A 25010-nucleotide genomic window follows, 5' to 3' on the forward strand; every position below is an offset into this window, starting at 1 on the left:
CGTGCCGGACTCCTTCGACTGGGAGGCGCTGCGCGCCGAGGCCGTCGCCGTGTCGCGGCGCGCCTATGCGCCGTACTCCCACTACCCGGTGGGCGCGGCGGCGACCGTCGACGACGGCCGCGTGCTGGTCGGCTGCAACGTCGAGAACGCGGCGTACGGCGTCGTGCTGTGCGCCGAGTGCGGGGTGGTGAGCTCGCTGCACGCGACCGGGGGCGGGCGGCTGACGCACGTCGTGTGCGTCAACGGCGAGGGCGCGGTGATCATGCCCTGTGGCCGCTGCCGTCAGCTGCTCTGGGAGAACGGCGGCGCGGCGCTGGAGGTGCTGACACCGCACGGCGTGCGGACCATGGCCGAGGTGCTGCCCGACGCCTTCGGCCCGGCCGACCTGGAGGCTGTCCGTGACGCCTGATCCGAGGCACGACGCCGTCGAGGTGATCAGCGCCAAGCGCGACCGCCACGAGCTGACCGACAGCCAGATCGACTGGGTGGTCGACGCCTACACCCGAGGCGAGGTCGCCGACGAGCAGATGTCCGCGCTCGCGATGGCCATCCTGCTCAACGGCATGGGGCGCCGCGAGGTCGCCCGCTGGACCACCGCGATGATCGCGTCGGGGGAGCGGATGGACTTCTCCTCGCTCTCGCGTCCGACCGCCGACAAGCACTCCACGGGTGGCGTGGGCGACAAGATCACCCTGCCGCTGGCCCCGCTCGTCGCCGCGTGCGGGGTCGCCGTCCCGCAGCTGAGCGGGCGCGGTCTCGGGCACACCGGCGGCACGCTCGACAAGCTCGAGTCGATCCGCGGGTGGCGGGCCGCCCTGTCGAACGACGAGATGCTGGCCCAGCTGGAGTCCGTCGGCGCCGTGATCTGCGCGGCCGGTGACGGGCTGGCCCCGGCCGACAAGAAGCTCTACGCGCTGCGTGACGTCACCGCGACCGTGCCCGCGATCCCCCTGATCGCCTCGTCGATCATGTCCAAGAAGATCGCGGAGGGCACCGGCGCGCTGGTGCTGGACGTCAAGGTCGGCACCGGCGCCTTCATGCGCACCGTCGAGGAGGCGCGCGAGCTGGCCACCACGATGGTGGGTCTCGGGCTCGACGCCGGGGTACACACCGTGGCCCTGCTGACCGACATGTCGACGCCGCTCGGGCTCACCGCGGGCAACGCCCTCGAGGTCCGCGAGTCGGTCGAGGTGCTCGCCGGGGGTGGGCCGGACGACGTCGTCGAGCTCACCTTGGCGCTGGCCCGCGAGATGCTCGCGGGAGCCGGACACGACGACGTCGACCCCGCCGACCGCCTGGCCGACGGCTCGGCGATGGACGTGTGGCGGGCGATGATCTCCGCCCAGGGAGGCGACCCCGACGCGTCGCTGCCGACCTCGCGTGAGACCCAGGTGGTGACGGCACCGGCGTCCGGCACTCTGGCCCGGCTCGACGCCATGGCGGTCGGCATGGCGGCCTGGCGGCTCGGCGCCGGGCGCGCGCGCAAGGAGGACGCCGTCCAGGCGGGTGCGGGCGTCGTCTGGCACGCCCGCCCGGGCGACCCGGTGAGCGAGGGGCAGCCACTGCTCACCTTGCACACCGACGAGCCCGAGCGCTTCGCGCGGGCCATGGAGTCGCTCGAGGGCAGCTTCGAGATCCAGCAGAGCGAGATCCGGCGGGGCGACAGCACCTCGCCGTCCTCGTTCTCAGCCCTGGTGATCGACCGGATCGGTGCCTGAGGGGCCGCGCCCACGTGCGGGGGTGTCAGGGGAGCAGCAGGACGACCGTCTCGGCGACGCAGGCCGGCTTGTCCTGACCCTCGACCTCGATGGTGTGCCGCAGGGTCAGCTGCTTGCCGGCCGGGAGATCGGTGACCTCGCCCAGCACCACGCGGCTGCGGATCCGCGAGCCGACCCGGAGCGGGCTGGGGAAGCGCACCTTGTTCACGCCGTAGTTGAGCTTGGCCCCCGGCGTCTCGAGGGAGAACACCTGGCCGCCCAGGTAGGGCACCAGGGAGAGCGTGAGATAGCCGTGCGCGATCGTGCCGCCGAACGGGCCGGTGGCGGCCCGCTCCTGGTCGACGTGGATCCACTGGTGGTCCCCGGTCGCGTCGGCGAAGCGGTTGACGCGCTCCTGGTCGACCTCCAGCCAGTCACTCGTGCCGAGCTCCTCGCCGCTGTGCTCGGCAAGGGAGTCGAGGTCGTCGAGGACGCGCATGTGGCCTCCGGGTCGTCGTGACGGTCTGCGAGGATCTCGCCATGGTCCAACCTAGCCGCGAGCAGATCCGGCAGGCCCCGAAGGTGCTGCTACACGACCACCTCGACGGCGGGCTCCGGCCCCAGACCGTCCTGGAGCTGGCCGACCCGGTGGGACACCGGCTGCCGGCCGACGACGCGGAGTCGCTGGGCCGGTGGTTCGCCGAGTCCGCCGACTCGGGGTCGCTGGTGCGCTACCTCGAGACGTTCGACCACACCGTCGCGGTCATGCAGACTCCCGACGCGCTCGAGCGCGTCGCCCGCGAGTGCGTCGCGGACCTGGCTGCCGACGGTGTCGTCTACGCCGAGGTGCGCTACGCCCCCGAGCAACACGTCGGCGGCGGGCTCACGCTCGACGAGGTGGTCGGCGCCGTCCGGTCGGGGTTCGAGGCCGGGATGGCGGGGGCCGCCCGGGCCGCGAGCTCCGCCGGGTCGCCGTCCCCGGGCTCCGGGATCGTCGTGCGCCAGCTGCTGACGGCGATGCGTCACCAGGCACGCTCGCGGGAGATCGCCGAGCTCTCCGTGGCCTGGCGCGACCGGGGAGTCGTCGGCTTCGACATCGCGGGGGCCGAGGCCGGCTTCCCGCCGACCCGGCACCTCGACGCCTTCGAGTACCTCCAGCGCCAGAACTCCCACTTCACCATCCACGCCGGCGAGGCCTTCGGGCTGCCGTCGATCTGGGAGGCGATCCAGTGGTGCGGCGCCGACCGGCTGGGGCACGGCGTCCGGATCGTCGACGACATCACGGTTGACGACGACGGCCGGGCTCACCTCGGCCGGCTCGCGGCGTACGTCCGCGACAAGCGCATCCCGCTCGAGCTCGCCCCCGCCTCCAACGTCCAGACGGGCGCCGCCACGTCGATCTCCGGGCACCCGATCGGTCTGCTGACCGACCTGAGGTTCCGGGTGACGGTGAACACCGACAACCGCCTGATGAGCCAGACCTCGATGACCGACGAGATGGCGGCCCTGGTCGACGCGTTCGGCTACGACCTGGCGCGGCTGCGCTGGTTCACCGTCAACGCCATGAAGTCCGCCTTCCTGCCCTTCGACGAGCGACTCGCCATCATCGAGGAGGTCGTCAAGCCCGGGTACGCCGCACTCGGGGCTGGCTGAGCCCGCCGCTGGCCACGTGGACGACTACCCGAGTACTGGCTCAATGAGCACGAGTGTGCTCACTGAGCCAGTGCTCGGGCATGTGCTCGGATGCGGGCGCTCGGGGTCCCCGCTGTGAAGCGGGCACCTGTGGAGGGTCGGGCACGGCGCCGGCGGCCGACGCTCTAGCGTCGGCGCATGCTGGTGTCCGGACGTGAGGCCGTCCGCATCCTGCGGAGGCGAGGCGGGATCACGGGTGAGGCGCAGGCCCGGTCGTTGCTGCGCAGTGGGCTGGCAGGGTCGGGAGTGATCACCGACACCGGCCTCTACTTCGATCGCGACGCCGTCCGGGCTCTCGCGGATCGGCCCTGGCTCGACGAGTCGGCCCAGCAGGCGGCGTGTCCGGCGGGTGCCTACATCGCCCGTCTGCCGCGGGCAGATCCTCCCGACCTCACCAGGCCGTGGGCCGATGTGGTCGATCGACTCGACCGGGTGCCGAGGATGCCCGCGATGACCGTGGCCCTGCTCGACGTGTCGGTGTCGGCCGGCGGCCGGCTGCCCTGGGTGGCGACACTCGACGGCTTCGTCGTGGTGGGTGCCGACCTGCTGGGGCTCACGGTGGGGGACGACGGCTCGAACCGGTTCCGCCTGGAGCGGCCCGGTGAGTGGTTCGAGGTCTGGCGCGGAGCGCGCCTCAGAGGGTCCCGCGGCGGCCGACCGTGGATCGTCCGGCGGCCACGAGCTGCCTGATCCGCGCGCCGGCCTCGGCCACGGAGAGGGCCTCGCACCCGCACGACACGGCGTGTGCGACCACGCGACGCTGGGCGCGCTTCAAGGCCCACCCCCGCCGCAGCAGCACCAGGGGCGGCTTGCGGTGCTCGCGCAGGTCACGGGTGAGTCGCCGCCAGAACGTCACCAGGGGGTGCTGGCGCAGGCACAGCGCGGCGGCGAGCACGTCGCGGTCGCGGCAGGCGGAGACCACCTCCTGGGCGAAGATGCCCTCGGCGACGAACACCCTCGCACCGTCCAGGGCGACCTCGTGGCTGCCCGAGGGGCCGTTGCGGGCGATGTCGTAGATCGGGGCGACGGTCCGACCGGTCGCGGCGAGCCGGCAGATGGCGTCCACGGCCTCGTCGAGGTGCCACGAGCGCGGGTCGTCCCAGTCGACCAGCCGCGCGTTGGCGCCGTGTCCGATCCGCGGCAGGTCGGGGTCCTCGCCGCTGCGGTAGAAGTCGTCGAGGCGGAGCACCGGCAGACCGGAGTGGGCGGCCAGGCGGGACTTGCCGACCCCGGAGGGGCCGGCCAGCACCAGGACCCGGGCAACGGCACGCACCGCGACATTGTGCCGGACCGGCTGCGGGCGTCGTCGTCTGGCCCGTTCGGCCCCTTGGCGATGTCGATCGGTCGGGATTCTACGAATCGCCTCCATCCGCGAGTAAAGGCGCTGAGACTGACGGTGGCGCCCCGGCCCACCCTGTCCCTCGGACCCTGTTCCCATGATGGAGATCAACCTCATGCACGCGTCGTCTCCACGACACCCGCTGGCCCGCTCCCGCGTCCTGGCTGCCTCGGTCCTGGCGGTGACCCTGAGTGTGCTGGGCGCGTCCACGGCATCGTCCTCGGCCTCGGCGGACCCGTCCGCGCACTCCATGGCGTCGGAGAGGTCGGCCAAGCAGGTGCACAAGAAGAAGGTCCGGAAGGTCAAGGTCGCGCGCACGCTGTTCGGGGTCCACGACCGCTACCTGACCTCGCTCACGCATTCCAGCACCGGCTCGATCCGGCTGTGGGACGCCGGCACCACGTGGCCCGACATCGAGCCCACGCAGGGGACCTTCGACTGGCAGCCTCTCGACGACGCCGTCACCGCCGCCCACGCCAACCACACGCAGGTCACCCTCGTGCTCGGCGTCTCGCCGTCCTACGCCGCGGCGTCGACCATCGACGCACCGAACATCGCGATGTACAAGGCGTACCTGAAGGCGGTGATGCAGCGCTACAGCGCCAAGAACTGGGGCTACCGCGGGATCGCGGCGTACCAGGTGTGGAACGAGGTGAACATCAAGACGTTCTGGAGCGGCACGACCGCCCAGCTCGACGACCTCACCAAGGCCGCCTACGACGTCCGCAACCAGGTCGACAAGGGTGCGCTGCTCGTCGCGCCGGCCATGGTCACGCGTCTCGGGTTCGAGCAGAAGGGCATCGGCACCTTCTACTCCAGCAAGGTCTCGAGCACGCACAAGCCGGTGTGGAGGTACGTCGACGCGATCTCGCTCAACCTCTACCCCCCGCAGACGGTCGCGCTCAAGGGCGGCGGAACCCGGTTCTCGACGCCCGAGGACACCATGGTCCTGCTCAAGACCGTGCGCCGGCTCCTGGCCAAGGCCAAGGTCCCGTCGTCGCTGCCGATCTGGAACACCGAGGTCAACTACGGGATCGGCTCCGGCGTCGCCGCGACCCCGATCTCCGACTCCCGGCAGGTCGCCAACGTCATCCGCACCTACTTGCTCAACGCCGCCGCGGGCGTCAAGCGCGTCGACTGGTACGCCTGGGACATGGGCCAGCTGCCGGGCGGCGGAACGCTCGGGAACACCCTGCTCACCGACCCGGCCGACCGAGCCGGCGGCGTCCTCACCCCGGCTGGCCGGGCGTTCGCTCGGGTCGAGTCGTGGATGAAGGGCACCCTGATCGGCACCCGCACCAAGCAGCCCTGCATCGCCGACCGCAACGGGACCTACACGTGCGAGGTGAAGTACCGCCACGGTGTCGGCCGGGTCTACTGGAACCCCTACCGGAGCGCGAAGGTCAAGCTCGTGCACTCCGCGAGGACCAAGGTCGACGAGCTCGGCACCAGCAGCAAGGCCAAGGGCGGCTCGAAGCTGAAGGTGAGCTACGAGCCCGTGCTGGTCAAGTCCTCGAAGTGAGCGACGACCCACCTCGGGTCGCTTGCTAGCATCCCTCCCGTCGATCTGACCGGGGGGAGTCACCAGGTGGGGGGAGTGGCGCGCGCGACGCGGGCTGCGCTGCCGGCGTTGCTGACCGCGGCCGTGGTGATGTCCACGGCTCTGTCGCTGGCCGCGCCCGCCGCGGCGGCGGACGTCCGGGTCAACCACCGCCTGTTCGGCGCCCACGACAGCTCGGCCGCCTCCTCCTCCTTCGCCACCATCGCCGAGGGCTCGGTCCGCCTCTGGGACGTCGGGGTCCGCTGGAACCAGGTCGAGACCAGTCGCAACACCTACGACTGGACCCGGCTCGACCAGCTCGTCGCCGCGGCTCAGGCGGCCCGTGCCGAGGTGACGATGGTCGTGGCGATGACCCCGAGCTTCTACGCCGCGAAGCCCACCGACCCGCCGCGCAACGTCGCGGCCTACCGGCGCTTCGTGCGGGCGCTCATGAAGCGCTACCGCAGCTTCGACGGCAGTCGCGGCATCGCGGCGTACCAGGCCTGGGACGAGGTCAACATCTCCACCTTCTGGAGCGGCTCGATGCACCAGATCGCGCAGCTGACCCGAGCCCTGGCGCGGGTGCGCGACCACGTCGACCCGAGCGCGAAGGTGGTAGCGCCCGCGATGGTTGCGCGGATGGCGTTCGAGCTCGACGGGATCCATGCCTACTACCACCAGCGGATCGGCGGCGTCCCCGTGTGGAGGTACGTCGACGCGGTCTCCGTCGACCTCTACCCGATGCCGAGGTACGGCGGCCGGATCGGGGTCCCCGAGGACAGCATGCAGCTGCTGCGGCAGGTGCGCGGCAAGCTCAGGGCCGCCGGGGTGCCCCGGTCACTGCCGATCTGGGACACCGAGATCAACTACGGCCTGAACAGCGGGGCACAGGCCGACACCCCGGCCACGACCGTGTCGGACGCCCGCCAGGCGGCCAACGTCGTCCGCACCTACCTGCTCAACGCCGCCGCCGGCGTCCGCCGCGTCTTCTGGTACACCTACGACATGGGGACCTACGCCGGCGGTGGCTCCATCGCCAACACCCGGCTCGCGGTGGCCTACCAGCCCGCCGAGCTGACCCCGGCCGGCCAGGCCTACGCGCTGGTCCAGCAGTGGATGCACGGCACGCTGGTCGGCGCGAGGGGACGTCGGCCGTGTGCCCGCGACAGGCACGGCACCTACACCTGCGTCGTCCACGACTCCACCGGCACGCGCCGGATCTACTGGAACCCGTTCCGGCACGCGCGGGTCACGCTCCGGGGCAACGCCCGCGCGCTCCACGGCGTCCTCGGCGGCCATCGCCCGGTCACCGCGGGGACGTCCCTGAGAGTCGGCTGGCGGCCGGTGATGGTCACCCGCTGAAGCCGTCGCCGGAACTCGTCGAGACCACGGGTCCGAACGGCCCGTGGCTGCTCAGACACCGATCGGGTGCCACACGGTCTTGGTCTCCAGCACCTGGGTCATCCGGTCGAGCCCGGGCTCCAGGCTCCAGTCGGGCTCGACGGCCGGCGCGCGGCGTACGCGCTTGAGGTTCGCCGACGCCTCGACCTCCAGCGCCGTGGCCTGCTCGGGGTCGCCCGCCAAGCCGGTCAGGTCGAGCGCGTTCACGTCCATGTGCGACGCCAGCGTCGCGGCGGTGCGGTCCAGCGAGCCGGTCAGGATGTTGACGACCCCGCCGGGGACGTCGGAGGTGGCGAGCACCTCGGCGAAGGTGACCGCGGGCAGCGGTCGGTCGACCGAGGCGGCGACGACCGCGGTGTTGCCGGAGACGACCACCGGCGCGATCACGCTGACCAGGCCGAGCAGGCTGGACCCCTGCGGGGCCAGGACTGCCACGACCCCGGTGGGCTCCGGCGTCGAGAGGTTGAAGAACGGCCCCGCCACCGGGTTGGCGTTGCCGACCACCTGCGCGAGCTTGTCGGCCCACCCGGCGTACCACACGAGGCGGTCGATGGAGTCGTCGACGAGGCGTCCGGCAACCGCCGAGGTCCGGCCCTCCCCCTGGCGGAGCGCCTCGACGAACTGGGGCCGGCGGTCCTCCATCACCTCGGCGACGCGGTAGAGCACCTGCCCGCGGTTGTACGCCGTGCGCGCGGACCAGCCGGGGAACGCCTTGCGGGCCGCGCCGACGGCGTCGCGGGCGTCCTTGCGCGAGGCCAGGGCCGCGTTGGCGACGAACCGGCCACGCACGTCGCCGACGGCGTAGGAGTGCCCGGACTCCGAGCGCGGGAACTCCCCGCCCACGAAGAGCTTGTAGGTCTTGCGGACGCTCTGTCGCGTCTCGGCGCGCGCCATCAGGCGTCGCCCCCCTTTGCTCCGGGATCCTGGAGATACGCGGCCAGCCCGTGGCGCCCGCCCTCGCGACCGTAGCCCGACTCCTGGTAGCCGCCGAACGGGCTCGTGGGGTCGAACTTGTTGAACGTGTTGGCCCACACGACCCCGGCGCGCAGGGCGTTGGCCATCTTCAGGATGCGGGACCCCTTGTCGGTCCAGACACCAGCCGACAGCCCGTACGGCGTGTTGTTGGCCTTCTCGATGGCCTCGCCCGGCGTCCGGAAGGTCAGCACCGACAGGACCGGCCCGAAGATCTCCTCGCGGGCGATCCGGTGAGCCTGGGTCACGCCGGTGAAGACTGTCGGGGGGAACCAGAAGCCGTGGTCGGGCAGCTCGCAGGGGGCCGACCAGCGCTCGGCGCCCTCCTGCTCGCCGATCTCGGACAGCTCGCGGATCTTGGCCAGCTGCTCGGCGGAGTTGATCGCCCCGACGTCGGTGTTCTTGTCCAGCGGGTCGCCCACCCGCAGTGTGCGCATCCGGCGCTTGAGCCGCGCGAGCACGTCGTCGGCGACGCTCTCCTGCACCAGCAGCCGCGAGCCGGCGCAGCACACGTGGCCCTGGTTGAAGAAGATGCCGTTGACGATCCCCTCGACCGCCTGGTCGATCGGGGCGTCGTCGAAGACGATGTTGGCGGCCTTGCCGCCGAGCTCGAGCGTCACCCGCTTGTCGCTGCCGGCCACCGCCGCCGCGATCGCGCGGCCGACCTCGGTGGACCCGGTGAAGGCGACCTTGTCGACGTCCGGGTGCGAGACCAGGGCCCGTCCGGTGTCGCCGGCGCCGGTGACGATGTTGACCACGCCGGGCGGGAGGTCGGCCTGCTGGCAGATCTCGGCGAACAGCAACGCGGTCAATGGAGTCGTCTCGGCCGGCTTGAGGACCACGGTGTTGCCGCAGGCGAGGGCCGGCGCGATCTTCCACGACAGCATCAGCAGCGGGAAGTTCCAGGGGATCACCTGGCCGGCGACGCCAAGGCTCCGCGCACCGCTCGGGCCGAGGCCCGGCAGGGCGTACTCCAGCTTGTCGGCCCAGCCGGCGTAGTAGAAGAAGTGTGCGGCCGCGATCGGCACGTCGACGTCGCGGGTCTCCTTGATCGGCTTGCCGTTGTCGATCGACTCCAGCACCGCCAGCTCGCGGCTGCGCTCCTGGATGATCCGGGCGATCCGGAAGAGGTACTTGGCGCGCTCCTTGCCCGGCATCCGGCCCCAGACGCGGCTGTGGGCGCGACGTGCGGCCCGCACGGCCAGGTCGACGTCGGACTCGTCGGCCTCGGCGATCTCGGCGAGGACCTCCTCGGTGGCGGGGCTGATCGTCTTGAAGCTGCGACCGTGTCCGTCCACGAACTCACCGCCCACGAACAAGCCGTACGACGGCTTGATGTCGACGATCGAGCGGGACTCGGGCGCCGGGGCGTACTCGAACACGTTGTTGGCCACGTCGATCAGCTCCCTCGTCAGTCCTTCGTCAGTCCTTCGTCAGTCCAGCGTGAAGTAGTCGGGGCCGGAGTAGCGGCCGGTCGCGAGCCTGGTGCGCTGCATCAGCAGGTCGTTGAGCAGGGTCGATGCTCCGAAGCGGAACCAGTCGGGGTCGAGCCAGGCGGGCCCAGCGACCTCGTTGACCATCACGAGGTACTTGATCGCGTCCTTGCTCGTGCGGATGCCGCCGGCCGGCTTCACGCCCACCATCCGGCCCGTCTGCTCGCGGAAGTCGCGCACCGCCTCGAGCATCACCAGGGTGACCGGCGGGGTGGCGGCCGGCTGGACCTTGCCGGTCGAGGTCTTGATGAAGTGTGCGCCGGCCATCATCGCCAGCCAGCTGGCCCGCCGTACGTTGTCGTAGGTCTGGAGCTCGCCGGTCTCGAAGATGACCTTGAGGTGGGCGCTCCCGCCGTCGGCTCGCGCACAGGCCGCGCGCACCGCGACGATCTCCTCGAAGACCTGGAGGTGGTGACCGGCGAGGAACGCCCCCCGGTCGATCACCATGTCGATCTCGTCGGCACCAGCGTGCACCGCGTCGCGGGTGTCGGCGAGCTTGACGTCGAGAGCCGCACGTCCGCTGGGGAAGGCCGTCGCGACCGAGGCGACGTGGACGCCGCTGGAGCCCAGCGCCTGCTTGGCCGTGGCGACCATGTCGGGGTAGACGCACACCGCCGCGACCGACGGGCAGCCGGGGTCGCCCGGGTCGGGGCGCATCGCCTTGGCCGAGAGGGCCCGGACCTTGCCGGGGGTGTCTTGTCCCTCGAGGGTCGTCAGGTCGACCATCGTGATGGCGAGGTCGATGGCGAACGCCTTGGCCGTGGTCTTGATCGAGCGCGTGCCGAGGCTCGCCGCCCGCTGCTCGGCGCCCACCTGGTCGACGCCGGGCAGACCGTGCAGGAAGCGCCGCAGCGAGGATTCGGAGGCCGTGACGTCGGCCCACTCCTGCGCTGCCGCGTCGTACGTCGCGTCGGGCGCTGCCGAATCGTTACGCGAAGCGGCAGTCCGGGCAGCAGTGCTCGTCACCCACCCAGCATAGAGTTGACGGTCGTACACCTGTAACTCGCGCGAGGAGGCCGCCATGCCCGAGCAGGCGCCCGAGCAGGCCCAGCGCTTCCGGGCCACCAACGGCAAGGTCACGGGCATCGTCGGGCTGGTCGCGTGCCCCGTCGTCGCCGCCGCGATCGTGATCTCCGAGCCGGCGCACGCCGCCGTTGCGGGTGTCATCGCGTGTGCCTTCGCTGCGGTCGTCGTCTGGCTGGCCATGCTCAGGCCGAGCGTCTCGGCCACGGACTCCGAGCTCCGGCTCCGCTCGGTCTTCGAGACCGTGACGGTCCCGATGGCCTCGATCGAGACGGTCGTGGTCCGGCGCTACCTGCTGGTCCGCTCCGGAGGCCGTCGGTACATCTGCCCCGCGATCGGCCGCTCCCTGCGCAAGACCGTGCGGGCCGAGATGAAGTGGCGCGGCTCCCAGCAGCTCTTCGGCGCCTCGGCGATCATGGACCGCCTCGACGACGGGTCGAGCGGCGATGCCGGCGACGGTCGGTCCACCGGCCGCGGCAAGGCCCCGCTCGGTGGAGGTGCAGCGCTCGCAACGGGCCGCGACCAGGAGCTCGCCTACGCCGACTTCGTCGAGCAGCGCATCGCCCACCTGGCCGCCGGCGATCGAGCCCGCCGCGGCATCGAGGAGCGCTCCGAGGAGGAGTACGAGCTCGGCTCGCACGTCGTACGCCGGGTGGCCTGGCCCGAGCTCGCCCTCCTGGCCGCCCTCGCCATCGCCTTCGTGCTCGCCCTGGCCCTCCCCTAACCGTGGTGGGCTGCTCTTGACGTCAAATCCCCCGCTGAGGCGGGGGACTTGGCACTTCCTGGCCGCTGCAACCCCCAATAAGTGCCAACTCCCCCGCGTAAGCGGGGGATTCGACAAGGGGCGGCAGGCCGAGGGGGTTGGGGTGGGGTTAGCCGAAGGTTGCGGTTCTGATGTCGTCGCGGAGGGCGTCGAGGCGCGCTGCGGCGGAGATCCGGGCGGCGTCGACGCCGGCCTCGGCGTCGACGGGTACGACGACCTCGAGGTAGCACTTGAGCTTCGGCTCGGTGCCGCTGGGGCGCACGATGACCCGGGCCCCGCTGCCGAGCCGGTAGCGGAGGCCGTCGGTGGGCGGCAGGCCGCCCTCGCCCAGGGCCAGGTCGTCGACCGTCTCGACGGGCAGGCCGCCCAGGCTGGTCGGCGGGGTCGCCCGCAGGCGGTCCATCGCCGCGCCGATGTCGGCGAGGTCGGTGACGCGCACCGAGACCTGCTCGGTGGCGTGCAGACCGTGCGTGAGCGCGATGTCGTCGAGGACGTCGACCAGCGTGCGCCCGCGTGCCTTCTCCTCGGCCGCAAGCTCGCACAGCAGGAGCAGCGCGGAGATGCCGTCCTTGTCCTTCACGTGCTCGGGGTCGACGCAGTAGCCCAGCGCCTCCTCGTAGCCGAACGCGAGGTCCTCGACCTTGCTGATCCACTTGAAGCCGGTGAGGGTCTCGGCGAACGGCTGGCCGGCCGCCGCCGCCAGCTTGCCGAGCAGGCTGGAGGAGACGATCGAGCAGGCGTAGGTGCCGTGGTGGCCGGTGGTCAGCCGGTGGTGGGCGAGCAGGGCGCCGACCTCGTCGCCGCGCAGCATCCGCCACCCGTGCGCGTCGGGTACGGCGGCGGCGCACCGGTCGGCGTCCGGGTCGTTGGCCACGACGAGGTCGACCTGCCGCTCGGCCGCCAGGGCCAGCGCGAGGTCCATCGCCCCCGGCTCCTCGGGGTTGGGGAAGGCCACCGTCGGGAAGTCGGCGTCGGGCTGCTCCTGCTGCGCCACGACGTACGGCGCGTCGAAGCCGGCCGTCTCGAGCACCTGCGCCACCGAGGTCCCACCGACCCCGTGCAACGGCGTGTAGACCAGCCGGAGGTCGCGCGGCCCGTCGCCGGCGAGCCCCGCGACGGTGTCGAGGTACCCGTCCACGACGTCCTCCCCGAGCACCCGCCAGCCCTCGCCGCGCGGCACCTCCGCGACCGGACCGACCTCCGCGATCCGGGCGGCGATCGCGCCGTCCGCGGGCGGCACGATCTGGCTTCCGTCGCCCAGGTAGACCTTGTACCCGTTGTCACGAGGCGGGTTGTGGCTCGCGGTCACCATCACCCCCGCGACGCACCCCAGCTCGCGGATCGCGAAGGCGAGCAGCGGCGTCGGCAGCGGTCGCGGCAGCACCAGGGCGTGCAGGCCCGCGCCGGCGATCACCTCGGCGGTGTCGCGGGCGAAGAGGTCGGAGCTGTGACGGGCGTCGTAGCCGATGACGACCGAGGCGCGCTCGGGGTGACCGTGCTCGAGGAGCAGCTGCTCGACGAGGTACGCCGCGAGCCCCGCGGCCGCGCGGGTCACGACCACGCGGTTCATCCGGTTCGGGCCGGCGCCGAGCTCGCCGCGCAGTCCCGCCGTCCCGAACTCGAGGGTGCCCGCGAAGCGATCCGCCAGCTCGGGGGACTCGCCCTGGGCGATCAGCGCCTCCAGCTCGGCGCGGGTCTGGGGATCGGGGTCGTCCGCGGCCCAGGCCCGGGCCCGCGCGAGGAGGTCGCTCACGCTGGGACACTAGCCGCTGTGACTGCCCTCCCGCGTCCGGCCGGCACCGGTCGTCCCGTCGCCGAGCGCATCGCCGAGCTGGACGCCCTGGTCGGCCGGACTCGCTTCGTGGCGGTCTGCTGCGACCTGCTCGCGGGTGCCGACCGCACGTCGTACGTCCCCGAGCTGCGCTACCTCACCGGCCACGACTGGGAGGACGACGACCCGATCCTCGACCCCGCCGTGTGGAAGGACTACTGGGTCCGTACCTGGGGCGCGCGCGGGCTGTTGCACTGCTGGGACGACGCCGCGACGCCCGCGGTCCTGGCGGGACTGGGCGACCCGCACTACCGGCCGGCCGAGATGTGCCTGAAGGTCTCGGCGGGCTACGACGTCGCCGGGGCCGGACCCGGGGCGGCAGCGCTCGCGGCCCACGAGCTGCCGCGGGTGCGGGCGGCGGCGGCGCGTGCGCTGGGCGTCGTCGGGGACACCGAGCACGTCGCGGTGGTCGAGCGGCTGGAGGTCGACGTCGACCCAGGCGTGCGGTCGGCCGCGGCCCGTGCCCACCTCGCCCTGACGCGCCGGCTCGGCCTGTGAGGCGCGGGTTCGCCTTCTCCGGGACCTGGACGGTCGCCGCACCCCCCGCGCGGGTCCATGAGGTGCTGGTCGACCTCGAGCGCTACCCCGAGTGGTGGCCGCAGGTCGTGGCCGTGGCGTCGCTGGGGCCGGACGACGCGCGGGTGCTGTGTCGCTCGTCGCTGCCCTACACCCTCGACCTCCGGCTGCACGCCGTACTCCGGACCCCGGAGCTGCTCGAGGTCTCGCTGCGAGGCGACCTCGAGGGCACCGTCGCGTGGCGGCTGACGGACCTGGGCGGACAGACCCGGCTCGACCTCGAGCAGCACGTCACGGTCGGCGGCTGGCTGGCGGTCGCCTCGCTGGTCGCGGCCCCGGTCCTGCGCTGGAACCACGCGCGGATGATGACGGGCTGCGTCACCGGCCTGCGGGGTGCGCTGGTCCCGACCGGCTCGAGCGACGGTTGACCGGAGGTCGACCGGGGTCGACGGGGTCAGAGGCGGGGGACGATCCTGGACAGCAGGTCCCCCATCCGGGCGGCGGCGGCCCGGCCGGCCTCCAGCACCTCGGCATGGCTCAGCGGCTCGCCCGACATGCCGGCGGCCTGGTTGGTGACCAGGGAGATGCCCAGCACCTCCATCCCGGCCTCCCGTGCGGCGATCGCCTCCAGCGTGGTGCTCATGCCGACGAGGTCGCCGCCGATCCGGCGCACCATCTCGATCTCGGCAGGCGTCTCGTAGTGGGGCCCCGGGAACTGTACGTAGACCCCCTCGTCCAGGCTCGGCTCCACCTCGCGGCACAGCGACCGCAGGCGGGCGGAGTACAGGTCGGTCAGGTCGACGAAGTTCGCACCCTCGATCGGCGACCGCGCGGTGAGGTTGATGTGGTCCCGGATCAGCACCGGCGTCCCGGGGGCCCAGCGCGGGTCGAGCCCCCCGCAGCCGTTGGTGAGCACGATCGTCCGGCAGCCGGCCGCGGCGGCGGTACGGACGGGATGGACCACCGCGGCGACGCCCTTGCCCTCGTAGTAGTGGGTCCGACTGCCGAAGACCAGGAGCCGCTGGTCGCCGGAGCGGATGCTGCGGATGGTCCCGGAATGGCCGGCCACGGCGGCGGCGGAGAACCCCGGCAGGTCGGTGGTCGAGATCTCCACCGTGGTCCCGGCGTCCGACCCGGCGTCCGACCCCGCGTCCGACCCCGCGTCCGACCCGGCGTCCGACCCGCCGTCCGGGCCCGAACCGGCCAGCGCCGCGGCTGCTGGAAGCCAGCCCGAGCCGAGGACCAGCGCGACGTCGTGGCGCTCGACCCCGGTGAGGCGGGCGAGCTCGGCCGCGGCCTCCTGGGCCTGCTCCTGATGTGTCACGCGCGTGACTCTAGCGACGACGCGCGGGCCCCCGATCGGTGGATGAGGTTGATCCGGGGGCGCTTTTGCCGCACGCTGCAACTGAGGTCCGACTGGGGGGTTGACCGTGGGGGTGACGCACAGGGTCACGCTGGCGCTGCTCGCGCCGCTCTTCGTCGTCCCCGCGAGCCTGGCCCCGTCGTACGCCGGCAGCGGTGCCGGCAGCGGTGCCGACAGTGGTGCCAGCAGTGGTGCCGGCAGCCCGGTGAGCCACCACGGCCGAGCCGCCGGCGCGTCGGCCGACCGGGGCGACACCAGGCACCACGGGCGCGACCGCGTGCACGCGCCCCGGCGGGTCCACCTGCTGGCGGCGCGCCTCTACTGGGGCCGGCGGCCCCCGTCGTTCCCCTCGACGCATCGGATGCACCAGGACCTCCGGCAGACCGCTCGGTTCTACCGCCGGGTCTCGCGCGGTCGCCAGCACATCCACGTCCGGGTCACGCGCTGGGTCCACGTCGGCATCCCGGGCGACCTGATGTGCAACTCGCAGCGCAGGTCGCTGCGGGCCGCGACGGCCGCGCTGCGGCGCGCGGGCTACCATCCGGCGGCGTTCGACCGGCTGATGATCTTCACCGAGCAGTGCGAGTCCGCGGCGTCGGTGGCCCAGCTTCCGGGCCGGGTGACCTGGATCCGGTTCCGCGACCCGGGGATGTCGACCCTGGTCCACGAGCTCGGTCACAACATGGGCCTCGACCACGCCTACGGCGTGGTCTGTCGCGAAGGCGCCCGCCGGGTCGCGCTCGGCGGGCACTGTCGCGCCGTGGAGTACGGCGACAGCTGGGACGCCATGGGCCACTCGCGCGGCTCCTTCTCCGTGCCGACGCTGGTGCGGCTCGGCTGGGCCGGTCGCGTCGCCCACGTCACCCGAGACGGCACCTACACCCTGGCCGACATCGAGCACCCGAAGGCCGGCGACCAGGGCCTGCGCATCCGCGCCGGCCGAACGACGTACTGGGTGGAGTACCAGCGCCAGCACAGCCCGGTCGTCGGCCGGACCATCCCCGGGGTGATGATCCGGAGGCAGGTCGGCCACGGCCCGGTCGAGATCGTCGACGCCTCGCCGGGCAACCCCACCGGCATCGCCTTTCCCGACGCCGACCTCACCAACCCCGCTCTCCCGGTCGGCAGCAGCCTGACGACGCCGCAGGGGATCCGGTTCACCACGGTCTCGACCGGGCGCCGGGCCAAGGTCGAGGTGGGGTTCCACGAGCGGGCGTCGGCGCCGGACGCCCCGGCGGTGGCGGTGACCCAGACCGGCAGCGGGTACCGCGTCAGCTGGACCGCCCCGACCGACAACGGCCAGATCGTGCTCGGCTACCGCGTGACCTCCTGGGCCGACAGCCAGACGCCGACCGGCACCTCGACCTTCGTCAGGAGCCCGGCCGGCTACCACACCTCCGTGGTCATCCCGCCCGCCAAGGACGCCTCCTCGCCGCCGACGTTCACCGTCAAGGCGCTCAACCAGGAGGGCTGGTCGCCGGTGAGCGTCGCGGTCACCCCCGCCACCGCCTCGGGCCCGGGGGTCACGGTCAGCGCGCCGTTCTCCTGGTCGGTCGTGTCGCCGAGCTTCTCGGTCGACGTCGCGGGTGCGCCCGCGCAGAAGACGGACGCCTCGCCCAACGGGGCGTGGGCGGAGATCGGCAGCGACGGCGTCGAGGTCGCCTGCACCAGCGCCGAGGGCGCCGGCCCCTACACCCTGACCTGCGACGACGCCCACGGACAGCTGTCCGGCACGCAGCTGCTCACGGTGCACGTGCAGGCGGAGGGTGCCCAGGTCACCACCATGACCTTCCCGGTGCGGGTGCGGGCCGGCTGAGGCCTCAGAGCCCGGTGGAGCGGCAGGGTCGCAGCCGCAGGGCGGTCACGTAGTCGACCGGCGCGTCGGCGGCCTCGGCCGCGTCGGCGACGATGCCGAGGTACGACGCGCTGGGCAGGCCGCCCTCGAAGGCGTCCAGGACGTAGGTCCAGGCCAGGAGCTCGCCGGTCAGCGTCAGCACCCGCACCTTCATCTTGCGGTACAGGCCGGTGTCGGTGGACTCCCAGCCGTCGAGGTTCGCCTCGTCCTTGCGCGAGACGTCGTAGACCGCCACGAAGACCTGGTCGATGGGGTCCTCGACGATGGTCGACAGGCTGCCGTCCCACCCGAGGTCCTCCCCGCCGAAGGTCAGCCGCCAGCCGGTCAGCCAGCCCGTGGTCTGGAGCGGGGAGTGCGGACACCGCTCGCCCATCCGCCGCGGGTCGAGGTTCGACGCGTAGGCGGCGTACAGGGGCACGGGGGTCAGGGTAGTGGAGACGATCACTACGCTGGACCGCGTGACCGAGCAACCCACGCAGGCCAACCACGTCGACGTCCTCGTCCTCGGAGCCGGCCCCGGCGGGTACGTCGCGGCGATCCGCGCGGCCCAGCTGGGCAGGTCCGTCGCGGTGGTGGAGAAGAAGTACTGGGGCGGGGTGTGTCTCAACGTCGGCTGCATCCCGTCCAAGGCGCTGCTGCGCAACGCCGAGCTGGCACACGTGCTGACCCGCGAGAAGGACGTGTTCGGCATCCAGGGCGACGCCAGCATGGGCTTCGGGCCGACCCACGAGCGGTCCCGGAAGGTCAGCGCCCAGATCGTGCGCGGCGTCCACTACCTGATGAAGAAGAACAAGATCACCGAGGTCGACGGGTGGGGCACCCTGAGCGGCGTCGGCCGGGTCGACGTCGCGCTGAACGACGGCAGCAGCACGTCGTACACCTACGACGACCTGATCATCGGCACCGGCGCCACCACCAGGCTGATCCCGGGCACGACGCTCTCGGAGCGCGTGGTCACCTACGAGGAGCAGATCCTCGACCCCGAGCTGCCCGGCTCGGTGATCATCGCCGGCTCGGGTGCGATCGGCGTGGAGTTCGCCTACGTGATGGCCAACTTCGGCGTCGAGGTGACGATCGTGGAGTTCCTCGACCGGATGGTCCCGACCGAGGACGCCGACGTCTCCAAGGAGCTGCTGAGGCACTACAAGAAGCTCGGCGTGAAGGTCCTCCTGGGCACCAAGGTGGAGTCCATCTCCGACGAGGGCGCCGAGTCCGGCCAGAAGGTGAGGGTGACCGTCTCCCGGGGCGGCGCCTCGGAGGTGCTCGAGGCCGACAAGGTCCTCCAGGCCATCGGCTTCGCGCCGCGCCTCGAGGGCTACGGCCTGGAGTCCCTGGGCGTGGCGACCGAGCGTGGCGCGATCGTGGTCGACGACCACTGCCGCACCAACGTCGAGCACGTCTACGCCATCGGCGACGTCACCGGCAAGCTGATGCTCGCCCACGTCGCCGAGGCGATGGGCGTGGTCGCCGCCGAGACGATCGGCGGCGCGGAGACCATGCCGGTCGACTACGACTTCGCGCCGCGCGCGACGTACTGCCAGCCCCAGATCGGCTCGTTCGGCTGGAGCGAGGAGCAGGCCCGCGAGCGCGGGTACGACGTGAAGACCGCGTCGTTCCCGTTCTCGGCCAACGGCAAGGCCCAGGGCCTCGGGGAGGCGGTCGGCTTCGTCAAGGTCGTCGCCGACGCGGAGTACAACGAGATCCTCGGTGCCCACATGATCGGCCCCGACGTCACGGAGCTCCTGCCCGTGCTCACCTTGGCCCAGAGGTGGGACCTGACCGCGGACGAGGTCGCCCGCAACGTGTTCGCCCATCCGACGCTGTCGGAGGCGATCAAGGAGACCGTGCACGGCATCGCCGGCCACATGATCAACCTGTGATGCCTCCGGTCTCCCGGGTCGTCATCGTCGGGGGCGGGCCGGGCGGCTACGAGGCGGCGCTGGTGGCCGCCCAGCTCGGCGCCGAGGTCACCCTCGTCGACTCCGACGGGCTCGGGGGCTCGGCGGTGCTCACCGACTGCGTGCCGAGCAAGACCCTGATCGCGACCGCCGAGCTGATGACCGAGGTCGAGGGGGCTGCCGAGCTCGGCGTGGAGGTCTCCCACGACGCCCGGGCGGCGGTGCGCGTGGACCTCGCCCGGGTCAACGCCCGCGTGCTGCGGCTGGCCCGCGACCAGAGCGACGACATCGCTGACCGGCTCGAGCACGAAGGCGTCCGGCTCCTGCGTGGCCGCGGGCGGCTCGACGGCCCCGACCGCGTCGTCGTCACCGGCGAGCACGAGGAGTCCCTGCCCGCCGACGCCGTCCTGCTGGCCACCGGTGCCGCTCCGCGCACCACGCCGCAGGCCCAGCCGGACGGCGAGCGGATCTTGACCTGGGAGCAGGTCTACGGCCTCACCGAGCTTCCCGAGCACCTCGTCGTCGTCGGCTCCGGCGTCACCGGCGCGGAGTTCGCCAGCGCCTACCTCGCGCTCGGCGCCGAGGTCTCGCTGGTCTCCAGCCGCGAGCGCGTGCTGCCCGGCGAGGACGCCGATGCGGCCGCGGTCCTCGAGGACGCGCTGACCCGGCGTGGCATGCACGTGCTCGCGCAATCCCGGATGGCCTCGGTGGCCCGCGCCGGCGACACCGTCACCGTCACCCTCACCGACGGCCGCACGATCGAGGGCTCGCACTGCATCCTCGCCGTCGGCTCCGTGCCGAGGACCCCCGACCTCGGCCTGGAGACCGCCGGCGTCGAGACCGACGAGCGGGGCTTCGTGTCCGTCGACCGGGTCTCGCGGACCAGCGCCCGCGGGGTGTACGCCGCGGGCGACTGCACCGGCGTCCTGATGCTCGCCAGCGTCGCGGCGATGCAGGGCCGGATCGCGATGTGGCACTTCCTGGGCGACGCGGTGTCTCCGCTGGACCTGAAGAAGGTCTCCTCCAACGTCTTCACGGCACCGGAGATCGCCACCGTCGGCTGGTCCCAGCAGGCCGTCGACCGCGGAGAGATCGAGGCCAACCAGCTGATGCTGCCGCTCGCGGGCAACGCCCGGGCGAAGATGCAGGGGGTCCACGAGGGCTTCGTGAAGCTCTTCTGCCGCCCCGGCACCGGCATCGTGGTGGGCGGAGTGGTGGTGGCTCCGCGGGCCAGCGAGCTGATCCATCCGGTCTCCATCGCGGTCGCGCAGTCGATGACCGCCGACCAGCTCGCCCAGGCGTTCACCGTCTATCCGTCGATGAGCGGATCGGTCGCCGAGGCCGCACGCCGGTTGCACCAATTCTGAGGGTGCGCGACCACGCGGATCTGTGCTCACCTAGGGTCCTTCACGACCTTCCCCTAGGCCCGTCTCGAGGACCAACGCCATGAACCCAGCTCCCTTCCGCAGCGGCCTCGTGCTGCTCGCGGCCCTCACTGCCGGCGCGCTGGCGCTGACGGATCCGCCGTCCCGGGCGACCGGCCCCGGCCCGTCCGTCGCCCGCGGCATCCAGGTCTCCGGCCATGCGAAGGTGACCGTCAAGGGTCACGGCTTCGGCCACGGCCGCGGCCTGAGCCAGTACGGCGCGCGGGGCGCGGCCGAGCAGGGCCTGAACACCAGGCAGATCCTGCGCTTCTACTACCCGCACACCACCGTCGGGCACAAGCTCCGCAAGATCGGGGTGCTCATCACCGAGGACACCGACGAGAACACCACGGTGGTCAACCGCTCCGGCCTGAAGGTGCGACAGGTCCACGGCACCGAGAAGTTCACGCTGCCCACCAAGGGCAGGTTCGGCAAGGCCGGGCAGTGGCGGCTGTCGGGCGGCAGCGGCAGGTCGGTCCGCATCCGCTACCGCACGAAGTCGTGGCACACCTGGAAGACGATGCCCAGCGACGCGGAGTTCTACGCCAAGAAGCCGATCAAGCTCGTGCTCCCGGGCCCGGACGTGGCCTACCGCGGCGTGCTCCAGTCGCGGGTCCCGCCGCCGGGCACCTCGACCCTGGGCCGGGTGACGATCAACGTGCTCCCGCTGGAGGGCTACATCCAGGGCGTCGTCCCGCGCGAGATGCCGGCCCTGTGGCCGAAGGCCGCGCTCCAGGCCCAGGCCGTCGCGGCCCGCACCTACGCGGCGTTCGAGGCCCGGCACTCTCCCAACAAGATGTGGGGCGTGTGCGACACGTCCAGCTGCCAGGTCTACGGCGGCAGGTCGGCCGAGACCCCGATGTCGAACGCCGCCGTCGCCGACACCAGGGGCCGCATCCTGCTGTACAGGCGCGCGCCGGCCTTCACCCAGTTCGGCTCCAGTGACGGTGGCTGGACCGCGAGCCTCGCCGGCGACCCGTTCCTCCCGGCCAAGAAGGACCCCTACGAGAAGAGGTCGGGGAACCCGTTCCACAACTGGAGGTTCAAGATCCGGGTCTCCAAGATCGAGAAGGCCTGGCCCTCCCTGGGCAGGCTCAGGTCGATCTCGATCGACAGTCGTGACGGGAACGGGCAGTGGCGCGGCCGCGTCCTCGAGCTGACCCTGCACGGGTCCGCGGGCGACGTCGCGTTCGGGGACCCCGCCACCCCGACCCGGACCGTCGGCATCTTCACCTCCACCCTCGGCCTGCGCTCGACGTGGTTCACCATCACGACGTAGGGGTCCGTGCGGCCCTAGCGGCTGAATGGTGGTTCAGGTTAGGGTGACGGCGCCATGTTGATGAAGACCACGCCGTTCCATCCCCGGCTCAGCGAGCTCAACCAGACCGGTCTCTACGGTCACTGGGCGGGCTATCTCTCGGCGCCGCGCTACGACCTGTCCTCCAAGCACGAGTACTTCGCGGTGCGCAACTCCGCGGGGTACTTCGACACCTCGCCGTTGTACAAGTACCGGGTCACCGGGCCCGACGCCGAGCGCTTCCTGGCCGCGATGATGACCCGCGACGTACGCCGGTGCCGCCCCGGTCAGGCGATGTACACCGTGTGGTGCGACGACGCGGGGTACACCCTCGAGGACGGCGTCGTCTTCCGGCACTCCGACGACGACTGGCTGCTCACGGCCGCCGACCCCAACCTGGGCTACCTCGAGAGCCTGGTCGGCCGGCAGCGGGTCGCCATCGAGGACGTCAGCGACGCCTACGGCATGCTCGCGGTGCAGGGTCCGCGGTCGCGCGAGATCCTGGCCAAGGTCGCCCCCGAGGTCGAGGATCTCGCCTTCTTCGGGCTCACCCCGGCGAAGATCGGCGCGGCACCGGTCACCATCTCCCGCACCGGCTACACCGGCGACCTCGGCTTCGAGGTCCTCGTCGAGGCCGACGACGCGCTGGGCGTGCTCGACAAGATCATCCAGGCCGGCGAGGGCAACGGCTTGCGCCCCTTCGGCGAGGACGCCCTGATGAGCCTGCGGATCGAGGCCGGACTGTCGCTGATCAACGTCGAGTTCTCGTCCGCGCGCTTCGCCTTCACCGATGCGGAGCGGTTCACGCCCAAGGAGCTCGGGTTCGGCTGGATGCTCGGCAAGGGCGGGTCGGCGCTGGGGGAGGACCGGCCGTTCATCGGCCGCCGCGCCATCGAGCGCGAGCTGCGCGACGGTACCTCCCGGTGGGCGACCGTCGGCCTGTGGGTCGACTGGCAGGAGTACGCCCGGCTCCACACCGAGCGCGGGCTGGTCGTGCCGAAGGACGAGCGGCCGGTGCCCTGGGAGTCGATGCTGTACGCCGGTCCCGACCGCGACCAGCGCGCGGGCTACGCCACCAGCCTGATGTACTCCCCGATGCTCCAGCGCCACATCGCGATCGCCCGCGTCCTGCCGGAGTACGCCGCGAAGGGCTCGACGGTGCACCTCGAGCTGACCGTGGACCACGAGTACCTCTCCGTGCCGGCCAGCACCGACCGGATGCCGTTGTTCAACCCCGCCCGCAAGACCAGCGCGACCGCGCGCGAGCTGTCCCCGATCTCGTACCGAACGGAGCCCTAGATGACGCCGGGTTCGCAGGCCAACAGCTACGACGCCATCATCGTCGGCGGAGGGCACAACGGCCTGGTCAACGCCTGCTATCTGGCGAAGTCCGGGCTGAGCGTGCTCGTCCTGGAGCGCCGTTCGTTCGTGGGTGGCGCGGCCATCACCGAGGAGCTCCACCCCGGGTTCTCCTTCACGACGTTCTCCTACGCGCTCAGCCTGCTGCGGCCCGAGATCATCCAGGAGCTCGACCTGGTCCAGCACGGCTTCATGCCGCTGCTGATGCCCACGTCGTTCGCCCCGATGGAGAACGGCGACTACCTGCTGTCCACCGAGGACCAGCAGTTCAACGACCAGGAGATCGGCCGGCACAGCAGGAAGGACGTCGACGGCTACCACCGCTGGAGCCACGACACCGAGAGGATCATCCAGCTCGCCAAGCCGCTGTTCGACAACGCCCCGCCCGACATCTTCAGCGACGACCCGGCCGACCAGGCGGACGTCGCCTGGATGATGAAGCAGCTCAAGGGCGCCGACCGGAAGACCCTGCACGACCTGGTCCGCTTCCTGACCGGCAGTGCCTCGGACCTGCTCGACGACTACTTCGAGACCGACATCGTCAAGGCGCACATCGCCTCGTCCGGCATCATCGGCACCAAGATCGGCCCGATGTCGCAGGGCTCCGGACTGGTGCTGCTCTACCACATGATGGGCGAGCAGGACGGCCAGAGCGGCGTCTGGGGCTTCCACAAGGGCGGCAACGGCGGCTTCACCCAGGTGCTCCAGCGCGCGGCCCAGGCGTACGGCGCCACGGTGCGCCTGGACTCCCACGTCGACCACGTGATCACCAAGGACGGCCGGGCGACCGGCGTCGCGCTCAGCGACGGCACGGAGTTCAGCGCCCCGATCGTGGTCAGCGCGCTCGACCCGCGTCGTACCTTCACCGAGATCGTCGACCCGGCCGAGCTGCCCAGCGACCTCAACGAGGCGATCCGCCGCTACCGGTTCCAGGGGACCTCGGCCAAGGTCAACTTCGCCCTCGACGACCTGCCGGTCTACCCGGCGCTCAAGGGCCGCATCGACCACTACGGCGGGTTCATCAACGTCGGACCCTCCATCGAGTACCTCGAGCGTGCCTACGACGACGCGAAGTACGGCTGGTACTCCCAGCGTCCCTACATCGACGGAGCGATCCAGTCGGTGGTCGACCCCGACATGGCGCCCCCGGGCAAGCACGTCATGAGCTGCTTCATCCAGTACGCGCCGTACGAGCTGAAGGGCAGCGACTGGGACGCCGAGCGCCACGCCTTCGGCGACACCGTCCAGGACGTCCTGGAGTCGCACTTCCCGGGCTTCGGAGAGCTCGTGCTGCACCGCGAGGTGGTGACCCCGCTGGACATCGAGAGGGTCGCCGGGCTGACCGAGGGCAACATCTTCCACGGCGAGTTCCTGGCCCCGCAGATGTACTTCATGCGGCCGGCGCCGGGCTATGCGCGCTACAACACCCCGATCGAGGGCTACTACCAGTGCGGCTCCGGCACCCACCCCGGCGGCTGCGTCACCGGTGGCCCCGGCAAGAACGCCGCGATGCGGATCCTAGGCGACCGGTCCGCCCGCGCCTGAGC

23 protein-coding genes are annotated in these 25010 nt (G+C 71.9%); 15 read left to right on the plus strand and 8 right to left on the minus strand.

Annotated features, from left to right (window positions below; translation table 11 throughout):
- Position 1: 1 nt before the first annotated feature.
- A complete protein-coding gene (locus VHW64_RS17765) occupies positions 2-409 on the plus strand; it encodes a cytidine deaminase (protein WP_329651908.1) in 408 nt (135 codons plus the stop codon).
- A complete protein-coding gene (locus tag VHW64_RS17770; protein WP_329651909.1) occupies positions 399-1718 on the plus strand; it encodes a thymidine phosphorylase in 1320 nt (439 codons plus the stop codon). Before VHW64_RS17765 ends, VHW64_RS17770 begins: the two co-directional genes overlap by 11 nt.
- A 25-nt stretch (positions 1719-1743) precedes the next feature.
- Here VHW64_RS17770 and VHW64_RS17775 read toward each other — a convergent pair whose 3' ends face one another.
- Positions 1744-2196 (minus strand): MaoC family dehydratase, encoded by a 453-nt coding sequence (locus VHW64_RS17775; RefSeq protein WP_329651910.1) that lies wholly within the window; start codon positions 2194-2196, stop codon positions 1744-1746.
- 41 nt (positions 2197-2237) lie between these two features.
- Here VHW64_RS17775 and VHW64_RS17780 point away from each other — a divergent pair, with 41 nt between their 5' ends.
- Positions 2238-3350 carry an adenosine deaminase gene (locus VHW64_RS17780; protein WP_329651911.1) on the plus strand — a complete coding sequence of 371 codons (1113 nt, stop codon included), beginning with the start codon at positions 2238-2240 and terminating at the stop codon, positions 3348-3350.
- A gap of 177 nt (positions 3351-3527) precedes the next feature.
- Entirely contained in the window at positions 3528-4079 is a 552-nt protein-coding gene (locus tag VHW64_RS17785) for a hypothetical protein (protein ID WP_329651912.1), read from the plus strand.
- Here the strand turns inward: VHW64_RS17785 and VHW64_RS17790 are convergent.
- Positions 4024-4662 (minus strand): ATP-binding protein, encoded by a 639-nt coding sequence (locus VHW64_RS17790; RefSeq protein WP_329651913.1) that lies wholly within the window; start codon positions 4660-4662, stop codon positions 4024-4026. The two genes, VHW64_RS17785 and VHW64_RS17790, sit on opposite strands and share 56 nt — an antisense overlap.
- A 163-nt stretch (positions 4663-4825) precedes the next feature.
- On the opposite strand from VHW64_RS17790, the gene VHW64_RS17795 reads away from it, so the two are divergent.
- Both VHW64_RS17795 and VHW64_RS17800 read left to right on the plus strand, forming a co-directional pair.
- Complete coding sequence (locus VHW64_RS17795) at positions 4826-6250, plus strand: hypothetical protein (protein ID WP_329651914.1); 1425 nt, start codon at positions 4826-4828, stop codon at positions 6248-6250.
- Between the two features lie 75 nt (positions 6251-6325).
- Positions 6326-7630, plus strand: coding sequence for a hypothetical protein (locus VHW64_RS17800; RefSeq protein WP_329651915.1), 1305 nt, complete (start codon positions 6326-6328; stop codon positions 7628-7630).
- Between the two features lie 51 nt (positions 7631-7681).
- Here VHW64_RS17800 and VHW64_RS17805 read toward each other — a convergent pair whose 3' ends face one another.
- From VHW64_RS17805 to deoC, 3 genes are read right to left on the minus strand one after another with little or no spacing between them, the layout of a single operon-like run.
- Positions 7682-8563: an aldehyde dehydrogenase family protein gene (locus VHW64_RS17805; RefSeq protein WP_329651916.1), complete on the minus strand. Its 882-nt coding sequence runs from the start codon at positions 8561-8563 to the stop codon at positions 7682-7684.
- Complete coding sequence (locus VHW64_RS17810; protein ID WP_329651917.1) at positions 8563-10035, minus strand: aldehyde dehydrogenase family protein; 1473 nt, start codon at positions 10033-10035, stop codon at positions 8563-8565. Before VHW64_RS17810 ends, VHW64_RS17805 begins: the two co-directional genes overlap by 1 nt.
- A 39-nt stretch (positions 10036-10074) precedes the next feature.
- On the minus strand, positions 10075-11100 hold the full coding sequence (deoC, locus tag VHW64_RS17815; RefSeq protein WP_414690530.1) for a deoxyribose-phosphate aldolase: 1026 nt from the start codon (positions 11098-11100) through the stop codon (positions 10075-10077).
- A 55-nt stretch (positions 11101-11155) separates the two neighbouring features.
- Between deoC and VHW64_RS17820 the strand changes: the two genes are divergently transcribed.
- Positions 11156-11881 (plus strand): hypothetical protein, encoded by a 726-nt coding sequence (locus VHW64_RS17820; protein ID WP_329651918.1) that lies wholly within the window; start codon positions 11156-11158, stop codon positions 11879-11881.
- A 148-nt stretch (positions 11882-12029) separates the two neighbouring features.
- Here VHW64_RS17820 and VHW64_RS17825 read toward each other — a convergent pair whose 3' ends face one another.
- Positions 12030-13673, minus strand: a complete 1644-nt coding sequence (locus VHW64_RS17825; protein ID WP_329651919.1) for a phospho-sugar mutase — start codon at positions 13671-13673, stop codon at positions 12030-12032.
- Between the two features lie 18 nt (positions 13674-13691).
- On the opposite strand from VHW64_RS17825, the gene VHW64_RS17830 reads away from it, so the two are divergent.
- Both VHW64_RS17830 and VHW64_RS17835 read left to right on the plus strand, forming a co-directional pair.
- Positions 13692-14249 (plus strand): HEAT repeat domain-containing protein, encoded by a 558-nt coding sequence (locus tag VHW64_RS17830; RefSeq protein WP_329651920.1) that lies wholly within the window; start codon positions 13692-13694, stop codon positions 14247-14249.
- The gene (locus VHW64_RS17835) at positions 14246-14695 is read left to right on the plus strand and encodes an SRPBCC family protein (RefSeq protein ID WP_329651921.1); all 450 of its coding nucleotides are present in this window, start codon (positions 14246-14248) and stop codon (positions 14693-14695) included. The genes VHW64_RS17830 and VHW64_RS17835 overlap by 4 nt, the downstream gene beginning before the upstream one ends.
- A 26-nt stretch (positions 14696-14721) precedes the next feature.
- On the opposite strand, the gene VHW64_RS17840 is transcribed toward VHW64_RS17835, so the two are convergent.
- Positions 14722-15591 (minus strand): purine-nucleoside phosphorylase, encoded by an 870-nt coding sequence (locus VHW64_RS17840; RefSeq protein ID WP_329651922.1) that lies wholly within the window; start codon positions 15589-15591, stop codon positions 14722-14724.
- A 112-nt stretch (positions 15592-15703) separates the two neighbouring features.
- Here VHW64_RS17840 and VHW64_RS17845 point away from each other — a divergent pair, with 112 nt between their 5' ends.
- Positions 15704-17446, plus strand: a complete 1743-nt coding sequence (locus VHW64_RS17845; RefSeq protein WP_329651923.1) for a hypothetical protein — start codon at positions 15704-15706, stop codon at positions 17444-17446.
- Positions 17447-17450: 4 nt separating this feature from the next.
- Here VHW64_RS17845 and VHW64_RS17850 read toward each other — a convergent pair whose 3' ends face one another.
- Positions 17451-17903, minus strand: a complete 453-nt coding sequence (locus VHW64_RS17850; protein ID WP_329651924.1) for a gamma-glutamylcyclotransferase — start codon at positions 17901-17903, stop codon at positions 17451-17453.
- 40 nt (positions 17904-17943) lie between these two features.
- On the opposite strand from VHW64_RS17850, the gene lpdA reads away from it, so the two are divergent.
- The 5 genes from lpdA to VHW64_RS17875 all read left to right on the plus strand — a co-directional run bounded on the left by lpdA (position 17944) and on the right by VHW64_RS17875 (position 25008).
- Positions 17944-19365, plus strand: a complete 1422-nt coding sequence (gene lpdA / locus VHW64_RS17855) for a dihydrolipoyl dehydrogenase (RefSeq protein ID WP_329651925.1) — start codon at positions 17944-17946, stop codon at positions 19363-19365.
- Positions 19365-20750, plus strand: coding sequence for an NAD(P)H-quinone dehydrogenase (locus VHW64_RS17860; protein ID WP_329651926.1), 1386 nt, complete (start codon positions 19365-19367; stop codon positions 20748-20750). Before lpdA ends, VHW64_RS17860 begins: the two co-directional genes overlap by 1 nt.
- Before the next feature lie 79 nt (positions 20751-20829).
- On the plus strand, positions 20830-22086 hold the full coding sequence (locus VHW64_RS17865; RefSeq protein WP_329651927.1) for a SpoIID/LytB domain-containing protein: 1257 nt from the start codon (positions 20830-20832) through the stop codon (positions 22084-22086).
- A 54-nt stretch (positions 22087-22140) separates the two neighbouring features.
- The gene (locus VHW64_RS17870; RefSeq protein WP_329651928.1) at positions 22141-23403 is read left to right on the plus strand and encodes an aminomethyltransferase family protein; all 1263 of its coding nucleotides are present in this window, start codon (positions 22141-22143) and stop codon (positions 23401-23403) included.
- Positions 23404-25008, plus strand: a complete 1605-nt coding sequence (locus VHW64_RS17875) for an NAD(P)/FAD-dependent oxidoreductase (protein ID WP_329651929.1) — start codon at positions 23404-23406, stop codon at positions 25006-25008.
- The last annotated feature ends 2 nt before the right edge of the window (positions 25009-25010 follow it).

Origin of the sequence: Nocardioides sp., from assembly GCF_036267815.1 — a bacterium.
GTDB lineage: Bacteria > Actinomycetota > Actinomycetes > Propionibacteriales > Nocardioidaceae > Nocardioides.

Excerpts from the sequence above, each read along its gene's own strand:
- VHW64_RS17860 (WP_329651926.1), top strand. The coding sequence starts at position 19,365 with ATGCCTCCGGTCTCCCGGGTCGTCATCGTCGGGGGCGGGCCGGGCGGC.
- VHW64_RS17875 (WP_329651929.1), top strand. The coding sequence starts at position 23,404 with ATGACGCCGGGTTCGCAGGCCAACAGCTACGACGCCATCATCGTCGGC.
- VHW64_RS17780 (WP_329651911.1), top strand. The coding sequence starts at position 2,238 with ATGGTCCAACCTAGCCGCGAGCAGATCCGGCAGGCCCCGAAGGTGCTG.
- VHW64_RS17805 (WP_329651916.1), bottom strand. The coding sequence starts at position 8,563 with ATGGCGCGCGCCGAGACGCGACAGAGCGTCCGCAAGACCTACAAGCTC.
- VHW64_RS17870 (WP_329651928.1), top strand. The coding sequence starts at position 22,141 with ATGTTGATGAAGACCACGCCGTTCCATCCCCGGCTCAGCGAGCTCAAC.
- VHW64_RS17865 (WP_329651927.1), top strand. The coding sequence starts at position 20,830 with ATGAACCCAGCTCCCTTCCGCAGCGGCCTCGTGCTGCTCGCGGCCCTC.
- VHW64_RS17785 (WP_329651912.1), top strand. The coding sequence starts at position 3,528 with ATGCTGGTGTCCGGACGTGAGGCCGTCCGCATCCTGCGGAGGCGAGGC.
- VHW64_RS17820 (WP_329651918.1), top strand. The coding sequence starts at position 11,156 with ATGCCCGAGCAGGCGCCCGAGCAGGCCCAGCGCTTCCGGGCCACCAAC.
- VHW64_RS17795 (WP_329651914.1), top strand. The coding sequence starts at position 4,826 with ATGATGGAGATCAACCTCATGCACGCGTCGTCTCCACGACACCCGCTG.
- VHW64_RS17775 (WP_329651910.1), bottom strand. The coding sequence starts at position 2,196 with ATGCGCGTCCTCGACGACCTCGACTCCCTTGCCGAGCACAGCGGCGAG.